The organism is Geodermatophilus sabuli (assembly GCF_900215145.1).
GTDB lineage: Bacteria > Actinomycetota > Actinomycetes > Mycobacteriales > Geodermatophilaceae > Geodermatophilus > Geodermatophilus sabuli.
Map to the genome: position 1 here is coordinate 121,347 of NZ_OBDO01000001.1, position 20,736 is coordinate 142,082.

Below are 20,736 nucleotides of genomic sequence, written 5' to 3' on the forward strand. Positions count from 1 at the left end.
CTCCGGAAGCCAGGTGCATGACTCAGCTCCACGACGACCGCCTCCTCGCCGAGGGGTCCGCACCCGTCCCGGGTGAGCAGACCCTCCTCGACCGGGCCGCGGTCCCGTCCCCGCGACAGCAGCAGACGCCGGCGGGGGAGCCGGCCACCCACACCATCCCGACGCCGCGCTCCGGGGACGCGCAGCCGTCGGACACCGACCAGCGGGCGCTCGGCGAGGTCACCGACCTCGCCGGCCTCAGCGGGCTCGCCGAGGCCACGGCCCGGGCCGGCATCGACGCCCTCACCGACCGGTCCGCCGCCGACCCCGTGCCGGAGCGCGCCGAGACCGCCGTCCCGGTGGTCACCGGTGGGCAGCGTGGCCGGCACCGCCGTCCCCTCCCGCCGGTGCTGTCCCGCCGCCGCGCGTTCTACCTGGCGGCCGCCCTCGTGGGCGCCGCGGGCCTCGGGCTGTTCTCCGCCGGTGGACCGGCGGCCCAGACGGACCCGGCCGAGGCCGCCGCCTCCGTCAGCGTGGCCGAGGAGCTGGGGCTGACCCAGCAGTCCGGTGCCGCCGTCGAGGTCGACGCCGCCACCCGGCTGGAGGAGATGACCGCCAGCCGCACCGCCCGGGAGGCCGAGCAGGCCGCCGCGGCCCAGGTGCAGGCCGACGCCGACCGGCTGGCCGCGGAGGCCGCGGCGGAGGCGGCCCGCCCGAAGGCCGTCCTGCCCGTCGACGGCGCCCGGCTGAGCAGCACCTTCGGGGCCCGCTGGGGCACCCAGCACGCCGGCATCGACTTCGCCGCCCCGATGCGCACCCCCGAGTACGCCGCGATGGACGGCATCGTCCTCGAGGCGGGCCCGGCCAGCGGCTACGGCAACGCCGTCTACATCCAGCACGAGAACGGCGACGTCACCGTCTACGGGCACATGGAGGAGATCCTCGTCTCGCCCGGTCAGGTGGTCCGCGCCGGCGACACCATCGCGCTGCTCGGCAACCGGGGCCGGTCCACCGGTCCGCACCTGCACTTCGAGGTGCGCATCGGCGGCCCCGACGGCCAGAAGATCGACCCCCTCCCGTGGCTGCGGGAGCGCGGCGTCCAGATCTGAGGCAAGGACCCCGCTGCCCTCGCAGGCCCGGGGCTGGACCCCCGCAGCGGGGCCGCGCGACGCCCTCCGCCGGCCGGTCCGGCGGAGGGCGTCGCGCGTTGCGGCACACTCGCGGTGTGCGGCGCGGTACGGAGGCGGGCGGCTGATGGGGCACGACCACGGTTCCGCGCACGGCCCGGTCACCGCCTCGGCGGCCTACCGGCGCCGGCTGGCCGTCGTCCTCGTCCTCACCGTCGCCGTCATGGCCGCCGAGGTCGTCGGCGCACTGGTCTCGGGCTCGCTGGCCCTGCTGGCCGACGCCGGGCACATGGCCACCGACGCCCTCGGGATCGGCCTGGCGCTGGGTGCGGTCACGCTGGCCCAGCACCCGCCGCGCGGCCGCCGGACCTTCGGCTGGCAGCGGGTGGAGATCCTCGCCGCCGTCGCCAACGGGCTGCTGCTCCTCGCCGTCGCCGTCTACGTGCTGGTCGAGGCGGTGCGCCGGATCGGGGACCCCCCGGAGATCGGCTCGGGCGTGATGCTCGCCGTCGCCGGTGCCGGCCTCGTCGTCAACCTCGGTGGGCTGGCCCTGCTGCACCGGGGTCGTGGCGACTCGCTCACCGTGCGCGGGGCCTACCTCGAGGTGCTGGCCGACGCCCTCGGTTCGGTGGCGGTCATCGTCGCCGCCGTCGTCATCGCCACCACCGGCTGGACACCGGCCGACACCGTCGCCTCGATCGGGATCAGCCTGCTCGTCCTGCCCCGGGCCTGGTCGCTGCTGCGCGAGGCTGTGGACGTGCTGCTCGAGGCCGCTCCGCGGGGCGTGGACATGGACTCGGTGCGGGCGCACATCCTCGCGGTGGACGGCGTGCTCGGCGTCCACGACCTGCACGCCTGGACGATCACCTCCGGCCTCCCGGTGCTCTCCGCCCACGTCGTCGTCACCGACGAGGCCCTCGACGCCGGTCACGGGGGGCGGGTGCTCGACGCGCTCTGCGTCTGCCTGGGCGACCACTTCGACGTCGCGCACTGCACCTTCCAGCTCGAGGCAGCGGCCCACGCCGGGCACGAGGCCCCGGTCCACGACTGAAGGAGGACCACCCTTCCCCCCACGACTCGCAGGCCCGGCGCGGGGCCCTGACGGGTGGCCGTTCCAGTGCGTCACCAGGTGGGACAGTGGGAGCGCAGTCGGGACCTGGGGAGGCGCAGCGGTGGAGCACGGTCATCACTCGGGCATGTGGGTGCCCAGCGAGCCGCCGACCTGGGGGCGGATGTTCCTGCCGCACCTGGACGGCTGGTCGGTGCTGGCGGTGCTCAGCCTGCTCGGGATCGTGGGCTACCTGGTGGCGGTGGCCCTCCTGCGCCGTTCCGGCGTGGCCTGGCCGTGGTGGCGGACGGCAGCCTGGATCGCCGGCTGCCTCTCCCTGTTCGCCGTGACCGGGACCTGGCTCAACGGCTACAGCATGGTGCTGTTCAGCGTGCACATGGCCCAGCACATGGTGCTGTCGATGGTGTCGCCGTTGCTGCTGCTCGTGGGCGCCCCGGTCACCCTCGCGCTGCGCACGCTGCCGCGCGGCAGGGGAGTGGCGGGCGTGCCGCGGGCCCTGCTGCTGGACGCACTGCACAGCCGGGTCGCGCGGTTCCTCGCCCACCCGGCGTTCACGCTGCCGCTGTTCCTGGCCAGCCTCTACGGCGTCTACTTCACGCCCGTCTTCGACGCGCTCATGGACGACCCGGTCGGGCACCAGTTCATGCTCGCCCACTTCACGGTGACCGGGCTGCTGTTCTTCGGCCCGATCCTCGGTCAGGACCCCTGGCCCCGGACCACCGGCCACGGCGGCCGCTTGCTGGAGCTGCTCATCCCGATGCCGCTGCACGCCTTCTTCGGCGTCGCCGTGATGATGTCCACCTCGCTGGTCGTGGGGACCTTCGCCAACCCGCCGTCCGGCTGGGGCGTGGACCCGCTCGGGGACCAGAGCACCGCCGGCAGCATCGCATGGTCCTTCGGTGAGCTGCCGACGGTCTTCGTCATGATCGTGGTGCTGTTCTCCTGGATGGGGTCCGAGGAGCGCCGGGCCCAGCGGATCGACCGCACCGCCGTCCGCACCGAGGACGCCGAGCTGGAGGCCTACAACCAGCGCCTGCGCGCCATGGCGGCGAGGGGCGGCGCCGGCAACTGACGCACGGCGTCCTCCCGCAGCGCAGCGCGTCCTCCCTCACGGCCCGCGGTGAGGGAGGACGCACCCCGAGCAGGTCACCTGGTCGTGGCCGGCTGCTCAGCCGACGTGGACGACGGCGTCGCTGTCGGCCGGGAGGTCCTCCTTGGTGGCCTTGATCAGCACCGCGGAGACCAGCGCACCCAGGACCAGCAGCGCCGCCGCCCAGGTGAAGGCCGTGGTGTAGCCCTCGACCTGCGCCTGCAGCGCCACGGCCGGGTCCTGCGGGTCGCCCCCCGAGGTGGCGACGTCGGTCATGTAGTCGGTGATGGCACCCACGGACAGCGTCGCCAGGAGCGCCGTGCCGATCGAGGCGCCGACCTGCTGGGTGGCGTTGAGCACGGCGCTGGCCGCGCCGGCGTCGTGCGCACCAGCCCCCACCAGGGCGAGGTTGGACAGCGGCACGAAGGTGAAGCCGAGGCCCAGGCCGAGCAGCACCTGGCCGGGGAACGCCAGCGACCAGAAGCCGCTGTCGACGGCGAGGAACGACAGGACGAACAGGCCCGAGGCGGCCAGCAGGCCACCGAGCACCATCAGCGGCTTCGGGCCGACCTTGACCACGAGCGCGCTCGCCGCACCGGCGGAGACGAGCACGCCCAGGGTCACCGGCAGTGAGGCGATGCCGGCGTGCACCGGCTTGTACTCCAGCACCTGCTGGAAGTACAGGCTCAGGAAGAAGAAGGCGCCGATCAGACCGGCGCCGACCAGCGTCGAGGTCAGGTAGGCCCCGCCCCGGTTGCGGTCCAGGATGATCCGCATCGGCAGCAGCGGGTTGCGGATCCGCAGCTCCAGGACGACGAACGCCGCGACCAGCACCACGCCGACCACGATGAACGCCAGCGCGGCCGGGTCGGTCCAGCCGCTGTCGGTGCTGCCGGCGGCCGCGTTCTCCTGCGACTTCTCCGCGACCTGGGTGAAGCCGTAGACGAACGACGCGATGCCCGCGGTGACCAGGACGGCGCCGGGGATGTCGTAGCTCGTGTCACCCGGCGCGCGGCTCTCGGGCACGATCGGGATGGCCGCGACGATGGCGACGATCGCCACCGGCAGGTTCACCCAGAAGCACCACCGCCAGTCGGCGTACTCGGTGAGCACGCCGCCGAGCAGCAGGCCGACCGCCGAACCGCCCCCGGCGATCGCGCCGTAGACGGCGAACGCCTTCGCCCGCTCCCTGGCGTCGGTGAAGAGCACGGTCAGCAGGGCCAGCGAGGCCGGCGCCAGCAGCGCGCCGAAGGCTCCCTGCAGGGCGCGGGCACCGAAGAGCATCGCCTCGTTCTGCGCGATGCCGCCGAGGGCGGAGGCGACGGCGAAACCACCGGCGCCGACGAGGTAGGTGCGCTTGCGGCCCCAGAAGTCGGCGATCCGCCCGCCCAGCAGCAGGAAGCCGCCGAAGGTGAGCGTGTAGGCGGTGACGATCCACTGCTGGCTGGCGGCGCTGATCTGCAGGTCGGCGGACACGGCCGGCAGCGCGATGTTGACGATGGTGGCGTCGAGGATGACCAGGAGGACGGTGACGGCGATGACCGCCAGGGCCAGCCACCGCCTCGGGTACGGCTCCTCGCCGACGTGGCCGGCGCCGGAGGCGCGCGTGGACATGGGGTCAGTCATGGGTGGTCCTCGAGAGGTCGTGCGGGAGGGGGCGGCGACGGCGGCCGCTGTGCGGCGACTGCGGAACCTAGCTGCCTGCGACCATGTCGGCGTGCCGATTTCCCTGGTGTTCACCTCGGACACGCACGTCCCCAAGCGTGCGCGTGACCTACCTCATGTCCTGTGGGCCGCGATCGAGGCCGCCGACGTCGTCGTGCACGCCGGGGACTGGGTGGACGTCGCGCTCCTGGACCGGATGGAGGAGCGCTCCCGGCGGCTGCTCGCGGTCCACGGCAACAACGACCACGGGGCGCTGCGCGAGCGGCTGCCGGAGGTGGCCCGCGCGGAGATCGAGGGCATCCGGCTGGCCGTCGTCCACGAGACGGGGGACCGCACGGGGCGCGAGGCGCGCTGCGCCGCCCGGTTCCCCGACACCGACCTGCTGGTCTTCGGGCACAGCCACATCCCCTGGGACACCACCGCCGGCACGGGGCTGCGGCTGCTCAACCCCGGGTCGCCGACCGACCGCCGTCGGCAGCCGCACGGCACGTTCGTCACCGCGCTGGCGGCCGGGGGCCGGCTCCACGACGTGACCTTCCACCCGGTCCCGAGGTGACGGGAGAGGACGCCGCCCCCTCCCGCTGGCGCCACCTCGGGGTGGGCCTGGTCGGGCTCGTCGCCGCCTGCGCGGCCCAGAACGGGCTGCCGTTCCTCACCGTGGCGCTGCGGGCGGAGGGGCTGAGCCTCGCCACGATCAGCCTGCTGGTCAGCGCGCCCGTCGCGGGGCTCGTGCTGACGTTGCTGCTGTGGGGCGCGCTCGCCGACCGGTACGGCGAGCGGCTCGTCCTGACCTCGGGGCTCGCGATCGCCGCGGTCGCGCTCGCCGGCGCGGCGTCGTCGGGTGCGCCCCTTCCCCTGGGGCTGTGGCTGCTGCTGGCCGGGGCCGGCAGCGCCTCGGTGCACGCGGCGAGCGGGCGGCTGGTGCTGGGCTGGTTCCCCGCCCGCCAGCGCGGTCTGGCGATGGGGATCCGGCAGATGGGGCAGCCGATCGGTGTCGGCGTGGCGGCGCTGGTCCTCCCGCGGCTGGCGGGCGGCGGTACGGGCGGGGCGTTCGCCTTCCTCGCCGCCGGGTGCGGGCTGGCCGCGGTCCTGATCGGCATGCTGGTCCGCGACCCGGCGCGACCGGAGCCGGCGGCCGGCGGTTCCCGCGCGGTCTCGCCCTACCGGTCGCCGGTGCTGTGGCGGGTGCACGCGGCGAGCACGCTCCTCGTCGTCCCCCAGTTCGTCGTGGCCGCCTTCGCCTTCGACTACCTCGTCCGGGAGGGAGGGTGGGCGGCGACGGCCGCCGGGACGCTGCTCGCGGTCACCCAGCTCGGCGGTGCCGCCGCCCGGCTGGGAGCCGGCGCGTGGTCGGACCGGGTGGGCAGCCGGCTCCACCCCCTCCGGCTGCTCGCCCTTGCCGGAGCGGTCGTCGGCACCCTCCTGGCGGGTGTCGCCGCCCTGACCCCGGCGGTCCTCGGGCCCGCCGCGGCCGCGGCCGCCGTGGTCCTGGCGACGGTGGTGACCGTGAGTCCCAACGGAGTGGCGTTCACCTCGGTGGCCGAGCAGGCCGGGGCCGGCTGGGCCGGCCGGGCCCTGGGCGCGCACAACACCGCGCAGAACCTGTCGGCCGCGGCGACCGTGCCACTGGTCGCGCTGCTCGTCGAGGACGGCCCCGGCTACCCCGCCGCCTTCGCCGCGGGTGCCGCCGCCGCTGCCGTGGCCGTCGGCGTCGTGCCCGGACGGGCGGCGGAGCGCCTCGGGACCCCTGCCGCCCGGCCCGGCGCGGTAGCGGCCCGGTGAGCGCCCGCCGGCCCTGGCCGCCGCGCGCGGTCGACCTGCTGGCCTGCCCCGTCTGCGGCGCGCCGCTGTCGTCCCTGCCCGACGACGCCGGCCTGCGCTGCCCCGCGGGTCACGCGTTCGACCGCGCCCGGCAGGGCCACGTCACCCTGCTGCCCCCGGGGCACGTCCCGCCGTCCGGCGACTCCGCGGCGATGGTCGCCGACCGGGTCGCCTTCCTGGCGGCGGGGCACTACGCCGGCATCACCGCCGCCCTGGCCGACGCCGTCGCCGCCGGGGACGGCGCCCCGCCGAGGGCCCTGCTGGACCTCGGCGGTGGGACCGGGCAGCACCTGGCCGGCGTCCTCGACCGCCTGCCCGACGCGGTCGGCGTCGTCCTCGACTCCTCCCGGTACGCGGCGCGGCGGGCCGCCGGTGTCCACCCACGGGCGGTCGCCGTCGTCGCCGACTCCTGGGCGCGGCTCCCGGTGCGGGACGCCGTCGTCGACCGGGTGCTCGTCGTGTTCGCTCCCCGCAACGGGCCGGAGACCGCCCGCGTGCTGCGCCCGGGCGGCCGGCTGGTGGTCGTGACGCCCGCCGCCGACCACCTCGCCGAGCTGGTCGAGCCGCTCGGGCTGCTCCGGGTCGACCCGGACAAGGCCCGCCGGCTCACCACCACCCTGGAGCCGCACCTGCGGCCGGTCGCCGCCGTCGGGCACCGGACGCGGCTGGAGCTGGACGGGGTCGCGGTCGCCACCCTCGTCGGCATGGGCCCGCACGCCCGCCACCTCACACCCGGCGACCTCGCGACGGCCGTCGCCGCCCTCCCGGACCGCACGGCGGTGACGGTGTCGGTCGACGTCACCAGCTGGGTCCGGGACGGCTGACCGTGCGTCCCCGGTCACGATCCGGCAACGGTCGGAGCCGGGGTCACGCGGCACCGGCCAGCGGGGGCGGCGCGCCCCCCACCGTCGGCAGGAGGTGACGCCGAGGCACCGTCTAAGCTGCGGCCGTGACGATCGCACCGGCGCCGATCGTGAGCCGGCCGAGCCCGGCTCACGAGGTCGAGAAGGGCTCGCGGCTCTCGAACCTGCTGCGGACCACCGACCACAAGACCATCGGCCTCATGTACCTGGCCACCTCGTTCGCATGGTTCCTGCTGGGCGGGCTGATGGCCATGCTCATCCGTGGGGAGCTGGCCCAGCCGGGCCTGCAGTTCCTCTCCCCGGAGCAGTACAACCAGCTGTTCACCATGCACGGCACGGTGATGCTGCTGATGTTCGCGACGCCGCTGTTCTTCGCCTTCGGCAACCTGATCATGCCGCTGCAGATCGGCGCCCCGGACGTCGCGTTCCCGCGGCTGAACGCCTTCTCCTTCTGGCTGTTCCTGCTCGGGTCGATCGTCGCCCTGTCGGGCTTCCTGACCCCCGGCGGCGCCGCGGACTTCGGCTGGACGGCCTACACCCCGCTGTCGGACGTCACGAACTCACCGGGCGCCGGCGGCAACCTGTGGATCACCGGCCTGGCGGTCAGCGGTCTGGGCACGATCCTGGGTGGCGTCAACTTCACCGCGACGATCGTCTGTCTGCGCGCACCCGGGATGACGCTGTTCCGGATGCCGATCTTCACCTGGAACGCGCTGGTGACCAGCATCCTGATCCTGCTGGCCTTCCCGATCCTCACCGCCGCGCTGCTGGCCCTGCTGGCCGACCGCAACCTCGGTGCGCTGATCTACTCCGAGGAGAACGGCGGGGCGCTGCTGTGGCAGCACCTGTTCTGGTTCTTCGGGCACCCCGAGGTCTACATCATCGCGCTGCCGTTCTTCGGCATCATCACCGAGGTCATCCCGGTGTTCAGCCGCAAGCCGCTGTTCGGCTACAAGGGCATGGTCTTCGCCACCCTGGCCATCGGCGCCCTGTCGCTGACCGTGTGGGCGCACCACATGTACGCCACCGGTGCGGTGCTGCTGCCGTTCTTCGCCTTCCTGACCTACCTGATCGCCGTGCCGACCGGCATCAAGTTCTTCAACTGGATCGGCACCATGTGGCGGGGGCAGCTGACCTTCGAGACGCCGATGCTGTTCTCGGTCGGCTTCATGGTCACGTTCCTGCTCGGTGGCCTGACCGGCGTGCTGTTGGCCAGCCCGCCGCTGGACTGGCACGTGTCCGACTCGTACTTCGTCGTGGCCCACTTCCACTACGTCGTCTTCGGGACCGTGGTGTTCGCCGCCTACGCCGGCATCTACTTCTGGTTCCCGAAGATGTGCGGCCGGATGATGGACGAGCGGCTGGGCAAGCTGCACTTCTGGCTGACCTTCATCGGCTTCCACGGCACGTTCCTCGTCCAGCACTGGCTGGGCAACGAGGGCATGCCGCGCCGGTACGTCAACTACCTGCCCACCGACGGGTTCACCACGCTGAACACGATCTCGACGATCTTCTCGTTCGTGCTCGGCGCCTCGACGATCCCGTTCCTGTTCAACGTCTTCAAGTCATGGCGCTTCGGGGCCCTCGCCGTGCGCGACGACCCCTGGGGTCACGGGAACTCCCTGGAGTGGGCGACGTCGTCGCCGCCGCCGCGGCACAACTTCACCGAGATCCCGAAGATCCGCTCGGAGCGGCCCGCGTTCGAGGCGCACTACCCGCACCTGCTGGAGCGCCTGCAGCGCGAGGCGCACGCCGGCAATCGACACGAGCCCTACGCCTCCGAGCTGGGTGGCACGGGCGGCCAGCGGCAGGGGCCGAACGACCCCGACCCGAGCTGAGCACGTCCCCTCCGCGCCCGACTCGCCCGGAGGGGGGCTCCCCGCGACGCCCCGTCGGCCAACCGGCCGGCGGGGCGTCGTCGTGTCCGGGGCGGTTCACGGACCCCCCGGGCCCGTGGGGCACGATGGCGCGGTGCCGCTCGACCCCACTCCCCGGACGACGTCGGACCCCTGCCCCGCGGTCCCCCGGGCGCTGCTGACCGTCACCGGGGAGGACCACCCCGGGGTGACGGCGCGGCTGTTCACCGCCCTGGCCGACGCCGGTGAGGGGCGACGCGCGATCGAGGTGGCCGACGTCGAGCAGGTCGTCGTCCACGGTCAGCTGGTGCTGGGCGTGGAGGTCACCGCCGTCGCGCTCGACGGCGGTGCGCCGGTGGACGAGGCGGCCTTCCTGGACCGGCTGACCCGGCTCGCGGCCGAGGTCGCCGCAGCGACGGGCATGCAGGTGCAGGTCGACTCCGTCACCGAGCAGCGCGGCCCGGGTGGGCGGGCGCACCACGTCATCGTGCTCGGCCGCCCCGTGCCGCCCGCAGCCGTTGCCGGGGCCGCGTCGGCGATCGCCGGCATCGGCGGCAACATCGACGCCATCCGCCGGCTGTCGGACTACCCCGTCACCAGCTTCGAGCTCACCGTCAGCGGGGCGGAGTCCACCGAGCTGCGCACCGCCCTCGCCTCCGTCGCGGCCACGACCGGCGCCGACATCGCCGTGGAGCAGGTGGGCCTGGCCCGCCGCAGCAAGCGGCTGATCGTGCTCGACGTCGACTCCACGCTCGTCCGCGGCGAGGTCATCGACGAACTGGCGGCGCGCGCCGGCCGGGCCTCGGAGGTCGCCCGCATCACCGCCGCCGCCATGAACGGCGAGCTGGACTTCGCCGAGTCGCTGCGGGCCCGGGTCGGAGCCCTGGCCGGGCTGCCGGTCTCGGTGCTGGACGAGGTGCGCGAGCACCTGGTGCTGACCCCCGGCGCGCGCACGCTGATCCGGACGCTGAAGCGGCTCGGGTTCCGCTGCGGCATCGTCAGTGGGGGGTTCACGCAGATCACCGACCCGCTCGCCGCCCAGCTCGGGCTGGACTTCGCGGCGGCCAACACCCTCGAGGTGGCCGACGGGTGCCTCACCGGAGGGCTGGTGGGCGAGATCGTGGACCGGGCCGGCAAGGCGCGGGCACTGGCCCGCTTCGCCGACCAGTACGGCATCCCGCTGGACCAGACGGTGGCCGTGGGGGACGGCGCCAACGACCTGGACATGCTGAGCGCCGCCGGGCTCGGCATCGCCTTCAACGCCAAGCCCTACGTCCGGGAGCAGGCGCACACCGCTCTCAACCAGCCCTACCTGGACGCGGTCCTCCAGGTGCTCGGCTTCACCCGGGACGAGGTCCTCGACGCGGTGCCGTGAGTGACCTGCCGGCCGGCCATCACGGCGCGGTGACCATCGATCCCCGTGCCCGGTCGGTCACGACGCCATGATCGCGGCGGGCCTCACCCCGGGCGGTGCACCGAGCCCTCCAGCTCGACGCCGGCGGTGCGGAGCTGGTCGAGGGCGGCCTCGGTGGTGGCCTCGCTGACGCCGGCCGTCAGTGGCAGCAGCACGCGGGTGGCAAAGCCCTCCCGGACGGCGTCCAGCGCGGTGGCCCGCACGCAGTGGTCGGTGGCGATGCCGACGACGTCCAGGACGTCCACGTCGTGCGCGCGCAGCCAGTCCGCCAGCGGCACGCCGCCCGCCCGGCCCTCGAAGCCGGAGTAGGCGGCGGCGTACTCGCCCTTGTCGAACACGGCCTCGAGGGGTTCACGGTCCAGCCGGGGGTGCAGCTCGACGCCGCCGGTCCCGACGACGCAGTGGCGGGGCCAGGTCTCGACGAAGTCCGGTGCGGCCGCGAAGTGGCCGCCCGGGTCGACGTGGTGGTCGCGGGTGGCGACCACGTGGGCGTAGTCGCCGCCGTGGCGGCGGACGTGCTCGCTGATCGCGGCCGCCACCGCCTCCCCGCCGGCGACAGCGAGGCTGCCGCCCTCGCAGAAGTCGTTCTGCACGTCGACCACCACCAGTGCGCGGGGCATCGTCGATCCCTCCTCAGGCCGTGACCGTCTCGATGGCACAGTCGCCACGCGACAGCGCCCACGCCTCCTGGGGCAGCGTGGCGCGCACCCGCTCGTGGTGCGCGCGGGCCGCGACCAGGGCCTCACGAGGTGACGCCGGCTCGCACACCCGGCCGCCGCGCACCAGCTCGACGACCAGCTGCCGGTCGCCGTCCTCGGGGGTGACGGGACCGCTGCAGATGACCTCCGCGGTCGCCGTCCCGTCGGCGGAGTGACGGCGGACGGCGTGCTTGCGGCCGCCCACGGAGTTCTTGCCCTCGGACCGCTTCACCACCGGGACACCGTCGCGCTCCACCAGCTTGTAGACCATCCCGGCCGTGGGGGCGCCGGAGCCGGTGACGAGGGAGGTGCCCACCCCGTAGCCGTCGACCGGCGCGGCCATGAGGCCGGCGATCGCGTATTCGTCGAGGTCGCTGGTCACGATGATCCTCGTGTTCGTGGCGCCGAGCTCGTCGAGCAGCTGCCGAGCGTGCGTGGCCAGTGTGGGGAGGTCGCCGGAGTCCAGCCGGATCGCCCCGAGCTCCGGGCCGGCCACCTCGATCGCCGTCCGGATGCCCTGGTCGACGTCGTAGGTGTCCACCAGCAGGGTGGTGCCGACCCCGAGGGCGGCGAGCTGGGCGCGGAAGGCCGAGGCCTCGTCGTCGTGCAGGAGGGTGAAGGCGTGCGCGCTGGTGCCGGTGGTCGGGACGCCGTAGCGGCGGCCCGCCTCCAGGTTGGAGGTGCTCCCGAAGCCGACCAGGTGGGCGGCGCGGGCCGCGGCGACGGCGGCCTGCTCGTGGGTGCGCCGGGAGCCCATCTCGATGCAGGGCCGCTCGCAGGCGGCGGCGACCATCCGGGCGGCGGCCGAGGCGATCGCGCTGTCGTGGTTGAGGACCGACAGGATCAGCGTCTCCAGCAGCACCCCCTCGGCGAACGGCGCGCGCACGGTGAGCACGGGGGAGCCGGGGAAGAAGAACTCGCCCTCGGCGTAGCCGTCGACGTCGCCGCTGAAGGAGAAGGCGGCCAGCCAGTCGAGCAGCCGCGCATCGGTCAGCCCCTGGTCCCGCAGGGTGGCGAGGTCCTCGTCGGAGAAGCGGAACCGGGGGAGCTCCTCCAGCAGCCGGCTCGTGCCGGCGACGACGCCGTAGCGGCGGCCGTGCGGCAGGCGACGGGCGAAGACCTCGAAGACGCAGTCGCGGTCGGCGGTCCCGTCCGCGAGCGCGGCGGCGACCATCGTGAGCTCGTAGCGGTCGGTGAGGAGGGCGGGACCCGTCGACATGGCTCCGGAGCGTAGGCGGCCGCGCCGGGCGCGACCCGTCGAGTGGTGGTGTCCCGAGGTGGGGGAGCGGGCGCAGCCGGATGGGTGGGCGTCCTAAGGTGGGGGAGTGGGCGGACCCCTTGCGCCGACACGGACGCCGGAGACGACGGTCGAGGAGCACGGCGACCTCGACCGGCCCTGGGTGACCATCGTCTGGGACGACCCGGTCAACCTCATGACGTACGTGACCTACGTGTTCCAGGAACTGTTCGGCTACGACGAGGCGACGGCGACCGCGCTCATGCTCGAGGTGCACCACGAGGGGAAGGCCATCGTGAGCTCCGGGCCCCGCGAGCGGATGGAGCACGACACGAACCGGCTGCACGCCTACGGGTTGTGGGCCAGCTTCCAGCGGGACACGTGAGCGGGTCCGCGAGCTCACCGATGGGCACGGCAGGCCGGCGCACGGGATCGACGAGTGCCGGCGAGGAGGGCGCGTGAAGCCCTTCCGCCGCCGCGGCGACGCGCTCGTGGCCCAGCTCAACGAGGCCGAGGTCAGCATCGTCGGGCTTCTCCTCGACCAGCTCGAGCAGCTGCTGGACGCCGACGCGGCCGACGCCGGTTCCGACCCCGTGCTGACGCGGTTGTTCCCCGAGGGGCACCGGGGCGACCGGCAAGTGGCCGACGAGTACCGGGAGCTCACCCGGGACGGTCTCGCGTCGGGCAAGGCCGACGACCTGGCCACGGTGCGGGCCACGCTGCCCCCCGAGGGTGGCGCCGTCCGGCTGGATCCCGACCAGGCGCAGGCCTGGCTGCGCACGACCAACGACCTGCGCCTGGCGATGGGCACCCGGCTCGGGATCGAGGCCGACACCGAACCGCCGGAGGACCTCGCCTCCGAGGAGGGCCAGCAGCTGGCCGTCTACTACTGGCTCACCGGCCTGCAGGGTTCACTCGTCGACGCGCTCGTGGCCGGTCGCGCCGGCCGAAGGTGAGCAGCACCAGCGCCACCAGCAGCGCGTCGAGCACGAAGAAGACGTAGACCAGCCCGTGCAGCTCCACGTCGCGGATCGCCGCACCGATCGTGGAGACCAGCACGACGGCGGAGAGCGCGAAGACCAGCAGCAGGGTGAGCAGCCGGATCCCGATCAGCAGGACCAGCGAGGCCCGGTCGGCGCCGACGTCGCTGCTGTAGTGGCCGCTGCGGCGCCGCAGGCCCCCGAACCCGAGGGCCAGGGCCGGTGGCGCGATCAGGACGACGCCGACGGCGATGAGCAGCGAGAGGACCACGAGAGCGCACCGTAACGGGTGCCCGGGGGCCGGTTCCCCGGCCCGATCGGGAGCGCTCGCACCGGCCGCCTAGACTGGGCGGTGTGCTGCGCATCGACCGCGCGACCTACGACGCCATCGTGGCCCACGCCCGGGAGGACCACCCGGACGAGGCCTGTGGCGTCGTCGCCGGCCCCGAGGGCAGCGACCGTCCCGAGCGCTTCATCCCGATGCTGAACGCCGCGCGGTCGCCCACGTTCTACGAGTTCGACTCCGGTGACCTGCTGCGGTTGTACCGGGAGATGGACGACCGGGACGAGGAGCCGGTGGTCATCTACCACTCGCACACCGCCACCGAGGCCTACCCGTCGCGGACGGACATCAGCTACGCGTCCGAGCCCAACGCCCACTACGTGCTCGTCTCCACGCGGCACCACGGCGAGCAGACCGGCCTGACCGGCGACGAGGTCGAGTTCCGCAGCTTCCGCATCGTCGACGGCGAGGTGAGCGAGGAGGACGTCGAGGTCGTCGAGTCCTACCTGTTCGGCCACTCGCCGACGACGGTCGTCTACGACTGAGAAGGCACCCCGTCCCCCCATGCCTCGCACGCTCGGCGCGGGACCCTGGACGGGGCCGGGCCGACGGGGCCGTCCCAGGAATGCCCCGCGGCGAGCGGGCGTTGGCCCCTCCAGATGCACGACCCGCGGCACACGCCGGTCCGCACACCCCCCACACCCCGAGGAGAACAGCACGCCATGGCCATCGAGGTCCGGATCCCGACCATCCTGCGCACCCACACCGGCGGCAACAAGACCGTCGAGGGCTCCGGCGACACCCTGGGCGCGCTCGTCGACGACCTCGACGCCAAGCACCCGGGCCTGAAGAACCGCCTCGTCACCGAGGAGGGCAAGCTGCACCGTTTCGTGAACGTCTACGTCAACGACGAGGACGTCCGCTTCACCGGCGCGCTCGACACCCAGGTCAAGGACGGCGACTCGGTCACGATCCTCCCGGCGGTCGCCGGCGGCTGCTGAGCACCCGCTCAGCTGCCGCCCGCCACCCGTCTCCCGGAAGAGCACCCCGATGGCCCGCTTCGCCTCACTCGTCGACTCGCTCGGCAACACCCCGCTGGTGGGGCTGCCGAACCTGTCGCCGTCCCCCGACGTCCGGCTGTGGGCCAAGCTGGAGGACCACAACCCCACCGGGTCCATCAAGGACCGCGCGGCCATCTCGATGATCGAGGCGGCCGAGAAGGAGGGGAAGCTCAAGCCGGGCGACACCATCCTCGAGCCGACCAGCGGCAACACCGGCATCTCGCTGGCCATGGTCGCCCGCCAGCGGGGGTACCGGCTGATCTGCGTGATGCCGGAGAACACCTCGATCGAGCGGCGTCAGCTGCTGGAGATGTACGGCGCGCAGATCATCAGCTCCCCGGCGGCCGGCGGCTCCAACCAGGCGGTCGCCGTCGCCAAGGGGCTGGCGGCCGAGCACGCCGACTGGGTGATGCTGTACCAGTACGGCAACCCGGCCAACGCCGAGGCGCACTACACCGGCACCGGCCCGGAGATCCTGGCCGACCTGCCCTCGATCACCCACTTCGTCGCGGGGCTCGGCACCACCGGCACCCTCATGGGGGTCTCGCGCTACCTGCGCGAGAAGAAGCCCGAGGTGCGGGTCATCGCGGCGGAGCCACGCTACGGCGAGCTGGTCTACGGCCTGCGCAACATCGACGAGGGCTTCGTCCCGGAGCTCTACGACCCGGAGCTGCTCGACTCCCGGTTCAGCGTCGGGCCGCAGGACGCCGTCCGCCGGACCCGTCAGCTGGTCGAGCAGGAGGGCATCTTCGCCGGCATCTCCACCGGCGCCATCCTGCACGCGGCGCTGGGCATCGCGGACAAGGAGGTGGCGGCCGGGCGCAGGGCCGACATCGTCTTCATCGTGTGCGACGGCGGCTGGAAGTACCTGTCGACCGGCGCCTACGCCGGCACCCTGGAGGAGGCGACCTCCGCGCTGGAGGGGCAGCTCTGGGCGTGAGCGCGGGCACGTCCCGCTGCCCGCTAGCCTGACCTGCGTGCTTGGGACAGCCGACCGCCCGCGGGGGACCGCGTGAGGCTCACCATCGTCGGCTGCTCGGGCAGCGGCCCGGGCCCGGAGTCGCCCGCGTCCTGCTACCTCGTCGAGCACGACGGCTTCCGGCTGCTCGTCGACCTCGGCAACGGTTCCTTCGGGGCCCTGCAGGGGCTGGCCGACCCGGCCACCGTCGACGCGGTGTTCCTGTCACACCTGCACGCCGACCACTGCCTCGACGTCGCCCCCTTCGTCGTCTGGCACCGCTACTCCGGGCGCTCCACCCGGCAGTTGGTGCCGATGTACGCCCCGGTCGGGGCCGAGCGCCGGCTGGCCCTGGCCTACGACGCGGACGGCGAGGGGCTGACCGACGTCTTCGACTTCGTCCCGGTCGGCGCCGGCACCCTCGAGCTGGGGCCGTTCACCGCCGAGCTCGCCCGGACCGCACACCCTGTCGAGTGCTACGCGATCCGGCTCACGGCCGGCGGCCGCTCGCTGGTCTACACCGGGGACACCGGGGCCAGCGATGCCGTCGTGGACCTGGCCCGCAGTGCCGACGTCCTGCTGGCCGAGGCCGCGCACCCCGACGTCCCCGGCCTGCCACCGGCCCTGCACCTCAGCGGCCGGGAGGCCGGTGAGCACGCCGCCGCGGCGGGGGTCGGTCGGCTGCTGCTCACCCACGTGCCGTCCTGGATCGAGCGGGCGGCGCAGCTGGCCGACGCGCGCGCGGTCTTCCCGGCGAGCGAGCTCGTCCAGCCCGGCGCCACCTACGAGGTCTGAGGGGACATCCCCTGGCCTGCCACCGCGCCGCGAGCCCACGGCGGGCCGCTGCAGGGGGCCGCTGTCGCAGCACGATCAGCTGGGCTGATCGTGCTGCGTCCTGGCTCATGGGCTGCGGGGAGCCAGGACGCGCGGAGCGGAGCCAGGACCTCCCCTTGCCGGGTCGTGCGCGGCCGGGCACGGTGGGCCGGTGGTGGACGACGAACGGGACGGCATCCGGCTGACCAGCCTGGACGCACCGCTGGGTGACGGGCTCCAGGTGACCAAGGGCGACCTCGTCGACCACCTCGACGCGTTCGCCGACCGGCTCGTGCCGCTGCTGGCCGGCCGTCCGTTGTCGGTGAAGCGGGTGCGGCCGGGCCAGCAGCCGTTCATGCAGCGCAACGTGGCCAAGGGGGCGCCCGACTGGGTGCGCACCGTCCCGGTCTGGTCCCAGGGCGCGCACCGCGAGGTGCACCAGGTGCTCTGCGACGACCGCCGCACCCTGCTGTGGCTGGCCAACCAGCGCGCGGTGGAGTTCCACGTCCCGTTCGTCCCGGCCGGGGCGGAGGAGCCGACGGGGATCGTGCTGGACCTGGACCCGCCGGAGGGCGCCGGGTTCGAGGTGGTGGTGCGGGCGGCGGAGTTGGTGCGGCAGGCCCTGGCCGACGCCGGACTGGCCGGCGCGGTGAAGACCAGCGGTTCCAAGGGGGTGCACGTCGTGGTGCCGGTGCGCGGTGTCCGCGCCGACGACGCCGCGGCCGCCACCCGCGCGCTGGCGGTGCGGGCCGAGCGGCTCGACCCCGACCTCGCGACGACCGCGTACATCAAGGCGGACCGGCACGACCGGGTGTTCCTGGACTCCACGCGGTCCTACTCGTCGACGATCGTCGCCGCCTACAGCCCGCGGGTGCGGCCGGGGCTGCCGGTGTCGGCGCCGGTGTCATGGGCGGACCTCCCGGCGATGCGTCCGGGTGACGTCACCATCCGGACGGCGGGGGAGCGCCTGGGGAACGGCGATCCGTGGGCGGCGCTGCTGCCGGATCCGCAGGAGCTCCCGGCCGACCTGGTGGCCGAGGGGCACACCATCCCGGTGGCGCGGGTGCAGGCGATGCACGAGGGCCGCCGGCGGGCCCGCGCCCGCCGCGAGGAGGAGGGGGACTGACGGTTCGGCGCACCCTCCACAGGGGACGCCGCCGTCCACAGGAGCCGGCGCCGGCGCCGGCGTGACGCCCGGCCGCGGCGTCAGTCTGCCGGGCATGACGACCGCCCCGCAGACCATCGCCTGGCTCGACCAGGAGGACGCCCAGCTGACCTGGTCACACCGGGACGGCTCCTTCCCCTGGGAGCCGGGCTACCCGTGCGGTCCGGCGTGCCAGCCCGCCCGGGCACGTGGCGGGCGTGAGGAAGGACCTCCCCGCCCCCACTCGCACGCTCGCGGTGGACCCCTGCAGGGAGGCCGTGTCAGCCCAGGCCGAGCTCCCGGCGGAGCTTGGCCACGTGTCCGGTGGCCTTGACGTTGTACGACGCCTTCTCGATGCGGCCCTCGGCGTCCACGATGAAGGTCGAGCGGATCACGCCGATGACCTCCTTGCCGTAGAGCTTCTTCGGCCCGAACGCGCCGTAGGCCCGCAGGACCTCCTTGTCGACGTCGGAGACGAGGGTGATGCCCAGCCCCTCCTCCTCGCGGAACCGCAGCAGCTTCTCCGGCGGGTCGGGGGAGATGCCGATGATGTCCAGCCCCGCCTCGGCGAGTTCGCCGGCGGCGGCGGTGAAGTCGACCGCCTGGGTGGTGCACCCCGGCGTGAGCGCGGCCGGGTAGCAGTAGACGATCACGCGGCGTCCGCGGTGGTCGGTGAGGGAGACCGGGGCGCCGTCCGCGTCGGGCAGCGTGAACTCCGGCGCCGGGTCGCCGGGGGCCAGGCGGACGGGGGCCGTGTCGGTGCTGCTGTCGGTGTCGGTCATGTCCGGCATCCTGCCGTGCGCCGCCGACGGCCCTCTACGGGGCGCACCCCGCGGGCCGGGGTCAGCCGGGGAGGAACGAGAACCGCACGTGTCGCTGCGGGTTGTCGGTGTTGGTGTCGACGAAGCAGATCCGCTGCCAGGTGCCCAGCTGCAGGCGGCCGTCCAGCACCGGGACGCTGGCGTGCGGGGGGACGAACGCCGGCAGCACGTGGTCGCGGCCGTGCCCGGGGCTGCCGTGCCGGTGCCGCCAGCGGTCGTCCCGGGGGAGGAGGACGTCGAGCTGGGCCAGCAGGTCCTCCTCGCTGCCCGACCCCGTCTCGATGACCGCCACCCCGGCGGTCGCGTGCGGCACGAACACGTGCAGCAGGCCGTCGGTCTCGGTGCGGACAAACTCCGCGCACTCGTCGGTGAGGTCGACGACGGTGGGGATCCCGCCGGTACGGACGGCTCGCAGCTCCGATCGCATGGCCGCGATCCTGCCCGGCCCGATGGGCCGTCGCCCGGCGCGCACTACTGTCGGCCCCCGTGACGGCGACACCCGGGAAGACCCGCGACGACGGCCGGGCGGCCGACCAGCTCCGCCCCGTGACGATCACCCGCAACTGGCTCGACCACGCCGAGGGCTCGGTGCTCGTCGAGTTCGGCCGCACCCGCGTGCTGTGCGCGGCGAGCGTGACCGAGGGCGTGCCGCGCTGGCGCAAGGGGTCGGGCCTGGGCTGGGTGACTGCGGAGTACTCGATGCTGCCGCGCGCCACGCACACCCGCAGCGACCGGGAGTCGGTCAAGGGCCGCATCGGCGGGCGCACGCACGAGATCAGCCGGCTGATCGGGCGGTCCCTGCGCGCCTCGATCGACCTCGCCGCGCTGGGGGAGAACAGCATCGCCATCGACTGCGACGTCCTCCAGGCCGACGGCGGGACCCGCACTGCGGCGATCACCGGTGCCTACGTGGCGCTCGCCGACGCCGTCTCCTGGCTCGGCGCCCGGAAGAAGTTGGCCCGGCCGCGGGCGATCGTGCAGTCCGTGGCCGCGGTGAGCGTCGGTGTGATCGACGGGCAGCCGCGGCTGGACCTCGCCTACGAGGAGGACGTGCGCGCCGGCACCGACATGAACGTCGTCTGCACCGGGAACGGCAGCTTCGTCGAGGTGCAGGGGACCGCGGAGAACGGCGTCTTCGACCGGACGACGCTGGACGCCCTGCTGGACCTCGCGGTCGCGGGCTGCGCGGAGCTCAGCCGGCTCCAGACCGAGGCGCTGGACCGGCCGGCCGGTGCGCGATGAGCTCGCGGCTGCTGCTGGCCACCCGCAACCCGGGCAAGCTGGCCGAGCTGCAACGGCTGCTGCGGTCCGCCGTCCCCGGGGTGGAGGTGATCGGCCTGCAGGACGTCGAGAAGTACCCCGAGGCCCCCGAGACCGGAGCCACCTTCGCGGAGAACGCGCTGCTCAAGGCGCGGGAGGCGGTGCGGTACACCGGGTTGGCCGCGGTGGCCGACGACTCCGGGTTGACCGTGGACGCGCTCAACGGCATGCCCGGCGTGCTGAGCGCCCGCTGGTCGGGCCGGCACGGGGACGACGACGCCAACACCGCGCTGCTGCTGGGCCAGCTGGCCGACGTCCCCGACGACCGGCGCGGCGGGGCGTTCGTCTGCGCGGCCGCCGTCGTGACGCCGGGCGGTGCCGAGCGGGTGCTCGAGCGCTCCTGGCGCGGCCGCGTGGTGCGGGAGAAGCGGGGCGGCAACGGCTTCGGCTACGACCCGGTGTTCCAGCCCGACGGGCTCGACGTCACCGCGGCCGAGCTGGCCCCGGCGGAGAAGGACGCCCGCAGTCACCGCGGTCAGGCCTTCTCGGCTCTGGTGCCGCTGGTCGCCGAGCTGCTGCGACCGGCCTGACCGGCCG

General features: G+C 74.1%; 23 protein-coding genes. 17 read left to right on the forward strand and 6 right to left on the reverse strand.

Features of this window, described 5'->3' with window-relative positions; all coding sequences use genetic code 11:
- Positions 1-17 precede the first annotated feature (17 nt).
- The 3 genes from CRP39_RS00635 to CRP39_RS00645 all read left to right on the forward strand — a co-directional run bounded on the left by CRP39_RS00635 (position 18) and on the right by CRP39_RS00645 (position 3,247).
- Positions 18-1,088, forward strand: coding sequence for a M23 family metallopeptidase (locus CRP39_RS00635; RefSeq protein ID WP_097203506.1), 1,071 nt, complete (start codon positions 18-20; stop codon positions 1,086-1,088).
- Between the two features lie 145 nt (positions 1,089-1,233).
- Positions 1,234-2,157 (forward strand): cation diffusion facilitator family transporter, encoded by a 924-nt coding sequence (locus tag CRP39_RS00640; protein ID WP_097203508.1) that lies wholly within the window; start codon positions 1,234-1,236, stop codon positions 2,155-2,157.
- 145 nt (positions 2,158-2,302) lie between these two features.
- Positions 2,303-3,247, forward strand: coding sequence for a cytochrome c oxidase assembly protein (locus tag CRP39_RS00645; RefSeq protein ID WP_245853455.1), 945 nt, complete (start codon positions 2,303-2,305; stop codon positions 3,245-3,247).
- Positions 3,248-3,343: 96 nt separating this feature from the next.
- Here the strand turns inward: CRP39_RS00645 and CRP39_RS00650 are convergent, their stop codons facing one another.
- Positions 3,344-4,891 carry an MFS transporter gene (locus CRP39_RS00650; protein ID WP_216359558.1) on the reverse strand — a complete coding sequence of 516 codons (1,548 nt, stop codon included), beginning with the start codon at positions 4,889-4,891 and terminating at the stop codon, positions 3,344-3,346.
- Positions 4,892-4,982: 91 nt separating this feature from the next.
- Between CRP39_RS00650 and CRP39_RS00655 the strand changes: the two genes are divergently transcribed.
- The 5 genes from CRP39_RS00655 (at position 4,983) to serB (ending at position 10,845) form a co-directional block, all read left to right on the forward strand.
- Positions 4,983-5,486 carry a metallophosphoesterase family protein gene (locus CRP39_RS00655; protein WP_216359559.1) on the forward strand — a complete coding sequence of 168 codons (504 nt, stop codon included), beginning with the start codon at positions 4,983-4,985 and terminating at the stop codon, positions 5,484-5,486.
- Positions 5,483-6,712: an MFS transporter gene (locus CRP39_RS00660; RefSeq protein ID WP_097203513.1), complete on the forward strand. Its 1,230-nt coding sequence runs from the start codon at positions 5,483-5,485 to the stop codon at positions 6,710-6,712. Before CRP39_RS00655 ends, CRP39_RS00660 begins: the two co-directional genes overlap by 4 nt.
- The gene (locus CRP39_RS00665; RefSeq protein ID WP_245853457.1) at positions 6,709-7,575 is read left to right on the forward strand and encodes a putative RNA methyltransferase; all 867 of its coding nucleotides are present in this window, start codon (positions 6,709-6,711) and stop codon (positions 7,573-7,575) included. The genes CRP39_RS00660 and CRP39_RS00665 overlap by 4 nt, the downstream gene beginning before the upstream one ends.
- A gap of 125 nt (positions 7,576-7,700) precedes the next feature.
- Entirely contained in the window at positions 7,701-9,452 is a 1,752-nt protein-coding gene (gene ctaD, locus CRP39_RS00670) for an aa3-type cytochrome oxidase subunit I (protein WP_097203515.1), read from the forward strand.
- Positions 9,453-9,585: 133 nt separating this feature from the next.
- Positions 9,586-10,845 carry a phosphoserine phosphatase SerB gene (gene serB / locus CRP39_RS00675; protein WP_097203516.1) on the forward strand — a complete coding sequence of 420 codons (1,260 nt, stop codon included), beginning with the start codon at positions 9,586-9,588 and terminating at the stop codon, positions 10,843-10,845.
- Positions 10,846-10,928: 83 nt separating this feature from the next.
- On the opposite strand, the gene CRP39_RS00680 is transcribed toward serB, so the two are convergent.
- Both CRP39_RS00680 and CRP39_RS00685 read right to left on the reverse strand, forming a co-directional pair.
- Positions 10,929-11,504 (reverse strand): isochorismatase family protein, encoded by a 576-nt coding sequence (locus tag CRP39_RS00680; RefSeq protein WP_097203518.1) that lies wholly within the window; start codon positions 11,502-11,504, stop codon positions 10,929-10,931.
- 13 nt (positions 11,505-11,517) lie between these two features.
- Positions 11,518-12,801, reverse strand: a complete 1,284-nt coding sequence (locus CRP39_RS00685; protein WP_097203520.1) for a nicotinate phosphoribosyltransferase — start codon at positions 12,799-12,801, stop codon at positions 11,518-11,520.
- A gap of 106 nt (positions 12,802-12,907) precedes the next feature.
- Here CRP39_RS00685 and clpS point away from each other — a divergent pair, with 106 nt between their 5' ends.
- Both clpS and CRP39_RS00695 read left to right on the forward strand, forming a co-directional pair.
- Positions 12,908-13,204 (forward strand): ATP-dependent Clp protease adapter ClpS, encoded by a 297-nt coding sequence (gene clpS, locus CRP39_RS00690; RefSeq protein ID WP_097203521.1) that lies wholly within the window; start codon positions 12,908-12,910, stop codon positions 13,202-13,204.
- Positions 13,205-13,277: 73 nt separating this feature from the next.
- The gene (locus CRP39_RS00695; RefSeq protein ID WP_097203522.1) at positions 13,278-13,775 is read left to right on the forward strand and encodes a DUF2017 family protein; all 498 of its coding nucleotides are present in this window, start codon (positions 13,278-13,280) and stop codon (positions 13,773-13,775) included.
- Here CRP39_RS00695 and CRP39_RS00700 read toward each other — a convergent pair.
- The gene (locus CRP39_RS00700; protein WP_097203524.1) at positions 13,714-14,070 is read right to left on the reverse strand and encodes a hypothetical protein; all 357 of its coding nucleotides are present in this window, start codon (positions 14,068-14,070) and stop codon (positions 13,714-13,716) included. The genes CRP39_RS00695 and CRP39_RS00700 overlap by 62 nt on opposite strands.
- A gap of 83 nt (positions 14,071-14,153) precedes the next feature.
- Between CRP39_RS00700 and CRP39_RS00705 the strand changes: the two genes are divergently transcribed.
- The 5 genes from CRP39_RS00705 (at position 14,154) to CRP39_RS00725 (ending at position 18,040) form a co-directional block, all read left to right on the forward strand.
- Complete coding sequence (locus tag CRP39_RS00705; RefSeq protein WP_097203525.1) at positions 14,154-14,627, forward strand: M67 family metallopeptidase; 474 nt, start codon at positions 14,154-14,156, stop codon at positions 14,625-14,627.
- A 177-nt stretch (positions 14,628-14,804) separates the two neighbouring features.
- Positions 14,805-15,083 (forward strand): ubiquitin-like small modifier protein 1, encoded by a 279-nt coding sequence (locus CRP39_RS00710; RefSeq protein WP_097203527.1) that lies wholly within the window; start codon positions 14,805-14,807, stop codon positions 15,081-15,083.
- A 49-nt stretch (positions 15,084-15,132) separates the two neighbouring features.
- Entirely contained in the window at positions 15,133-16,083 is a 951-nt protein-coding gene (locus CRP39_RS00715) for a PLP-dependent cysteine synthase family protein (protein ID WP_097203528.1), read from the forward strand.
- 72 nt (positions 16,084-16,155) lie between these two features.
- The gene (locus tag CRP39_RS00720) at positions 16,156-16,896 is read left to right on the forward strand and encodes an MBL fold metallo-hydrolase (RefSeq protein WP_097203530.1); all 741 of its coding nucleotides are present in this window, start codon (positions 16,156-16,158) and stop codon (positions 16,894-16,896) included.
- A 190-nt stretch (positions 16,897-17,086) separates the two neighbouring features.
- Positions 17,087-18,040, forward strand: coding sequence for a DNA polymerase domain-containing protein (locus tag CRP39_RS00725; protein ID WP_097203531.1), 954 nt, complete (start codon positions 17,087-17,089; stop codon positions 18,038-18,040).
- Positions 18,041-18,339: 299 nt separating this feature from the next.
- Here CRP39_RS00725 and bcp read toward each other — a convergent pair whose 3' ends face one another.
- Both bcp and CRP39_RS00735 read right to left on the reverse strand, forming a co-directional pair.
- The gene (bcp, locus tag CRP39_RS00730) at positions 18,340-18,840 is read right to left on the reverse strand and encodes a thioredoxin-dependent thiol peroxidase (protein ID WP_097203533.1); all 501 of its coding nucleotides are present in this window, start codon (positions 18,838-18,840) and stop codon (positions 18,340-18,342) included.
- A 61-nt stretch (positions 18,841-18,901) separates the two neighbouring features.
- A complete protein-coding gene (locus CRP39_RS00735; RefSeq protein WP_172442197.1) occupies positions 18,902-19,306 on the reverse strand; it encodes a YjbQ family protein in 405 nt (134 codons plus the stop codon).
- Between the two features lie 59 nt (positions 19,307-19,365).
- Between CRP39_RS00735 and rph the strand changes: the two genes are divergently transcribed.
- Both rph and rdgB read left to right on the forward strand, forming a co-directional pair.
- On the forward strand, positions 19,366-20,121 hold the full coding sequence (rph, locus tag CRP39_RS00740; RefSeq protein WP_097203534.1) for a ribonuclease PH: 756 nt from the start codon (positions 19,366-19,368) through the stop codon (positions 20,119-20,121).
- Positions 20,118-20,729, forward strand: coding sequence for an RdgB/HAM1 family non-canonical purine NTP pyrophosphatase (gene rdgB / locus CRP39_RS00745; protein ID WP_097203536.1), 612 nt, complete (start codon positions 20,118-20,120; stop codon positions 20,727-20,729). The genes rph and rdgB overlap by 4 nt, the downstream gene beginning before the upstream one ends.
- The last annotated feature ends 7 nt before the right edge of the window (positions 20,730-20,736 follow it).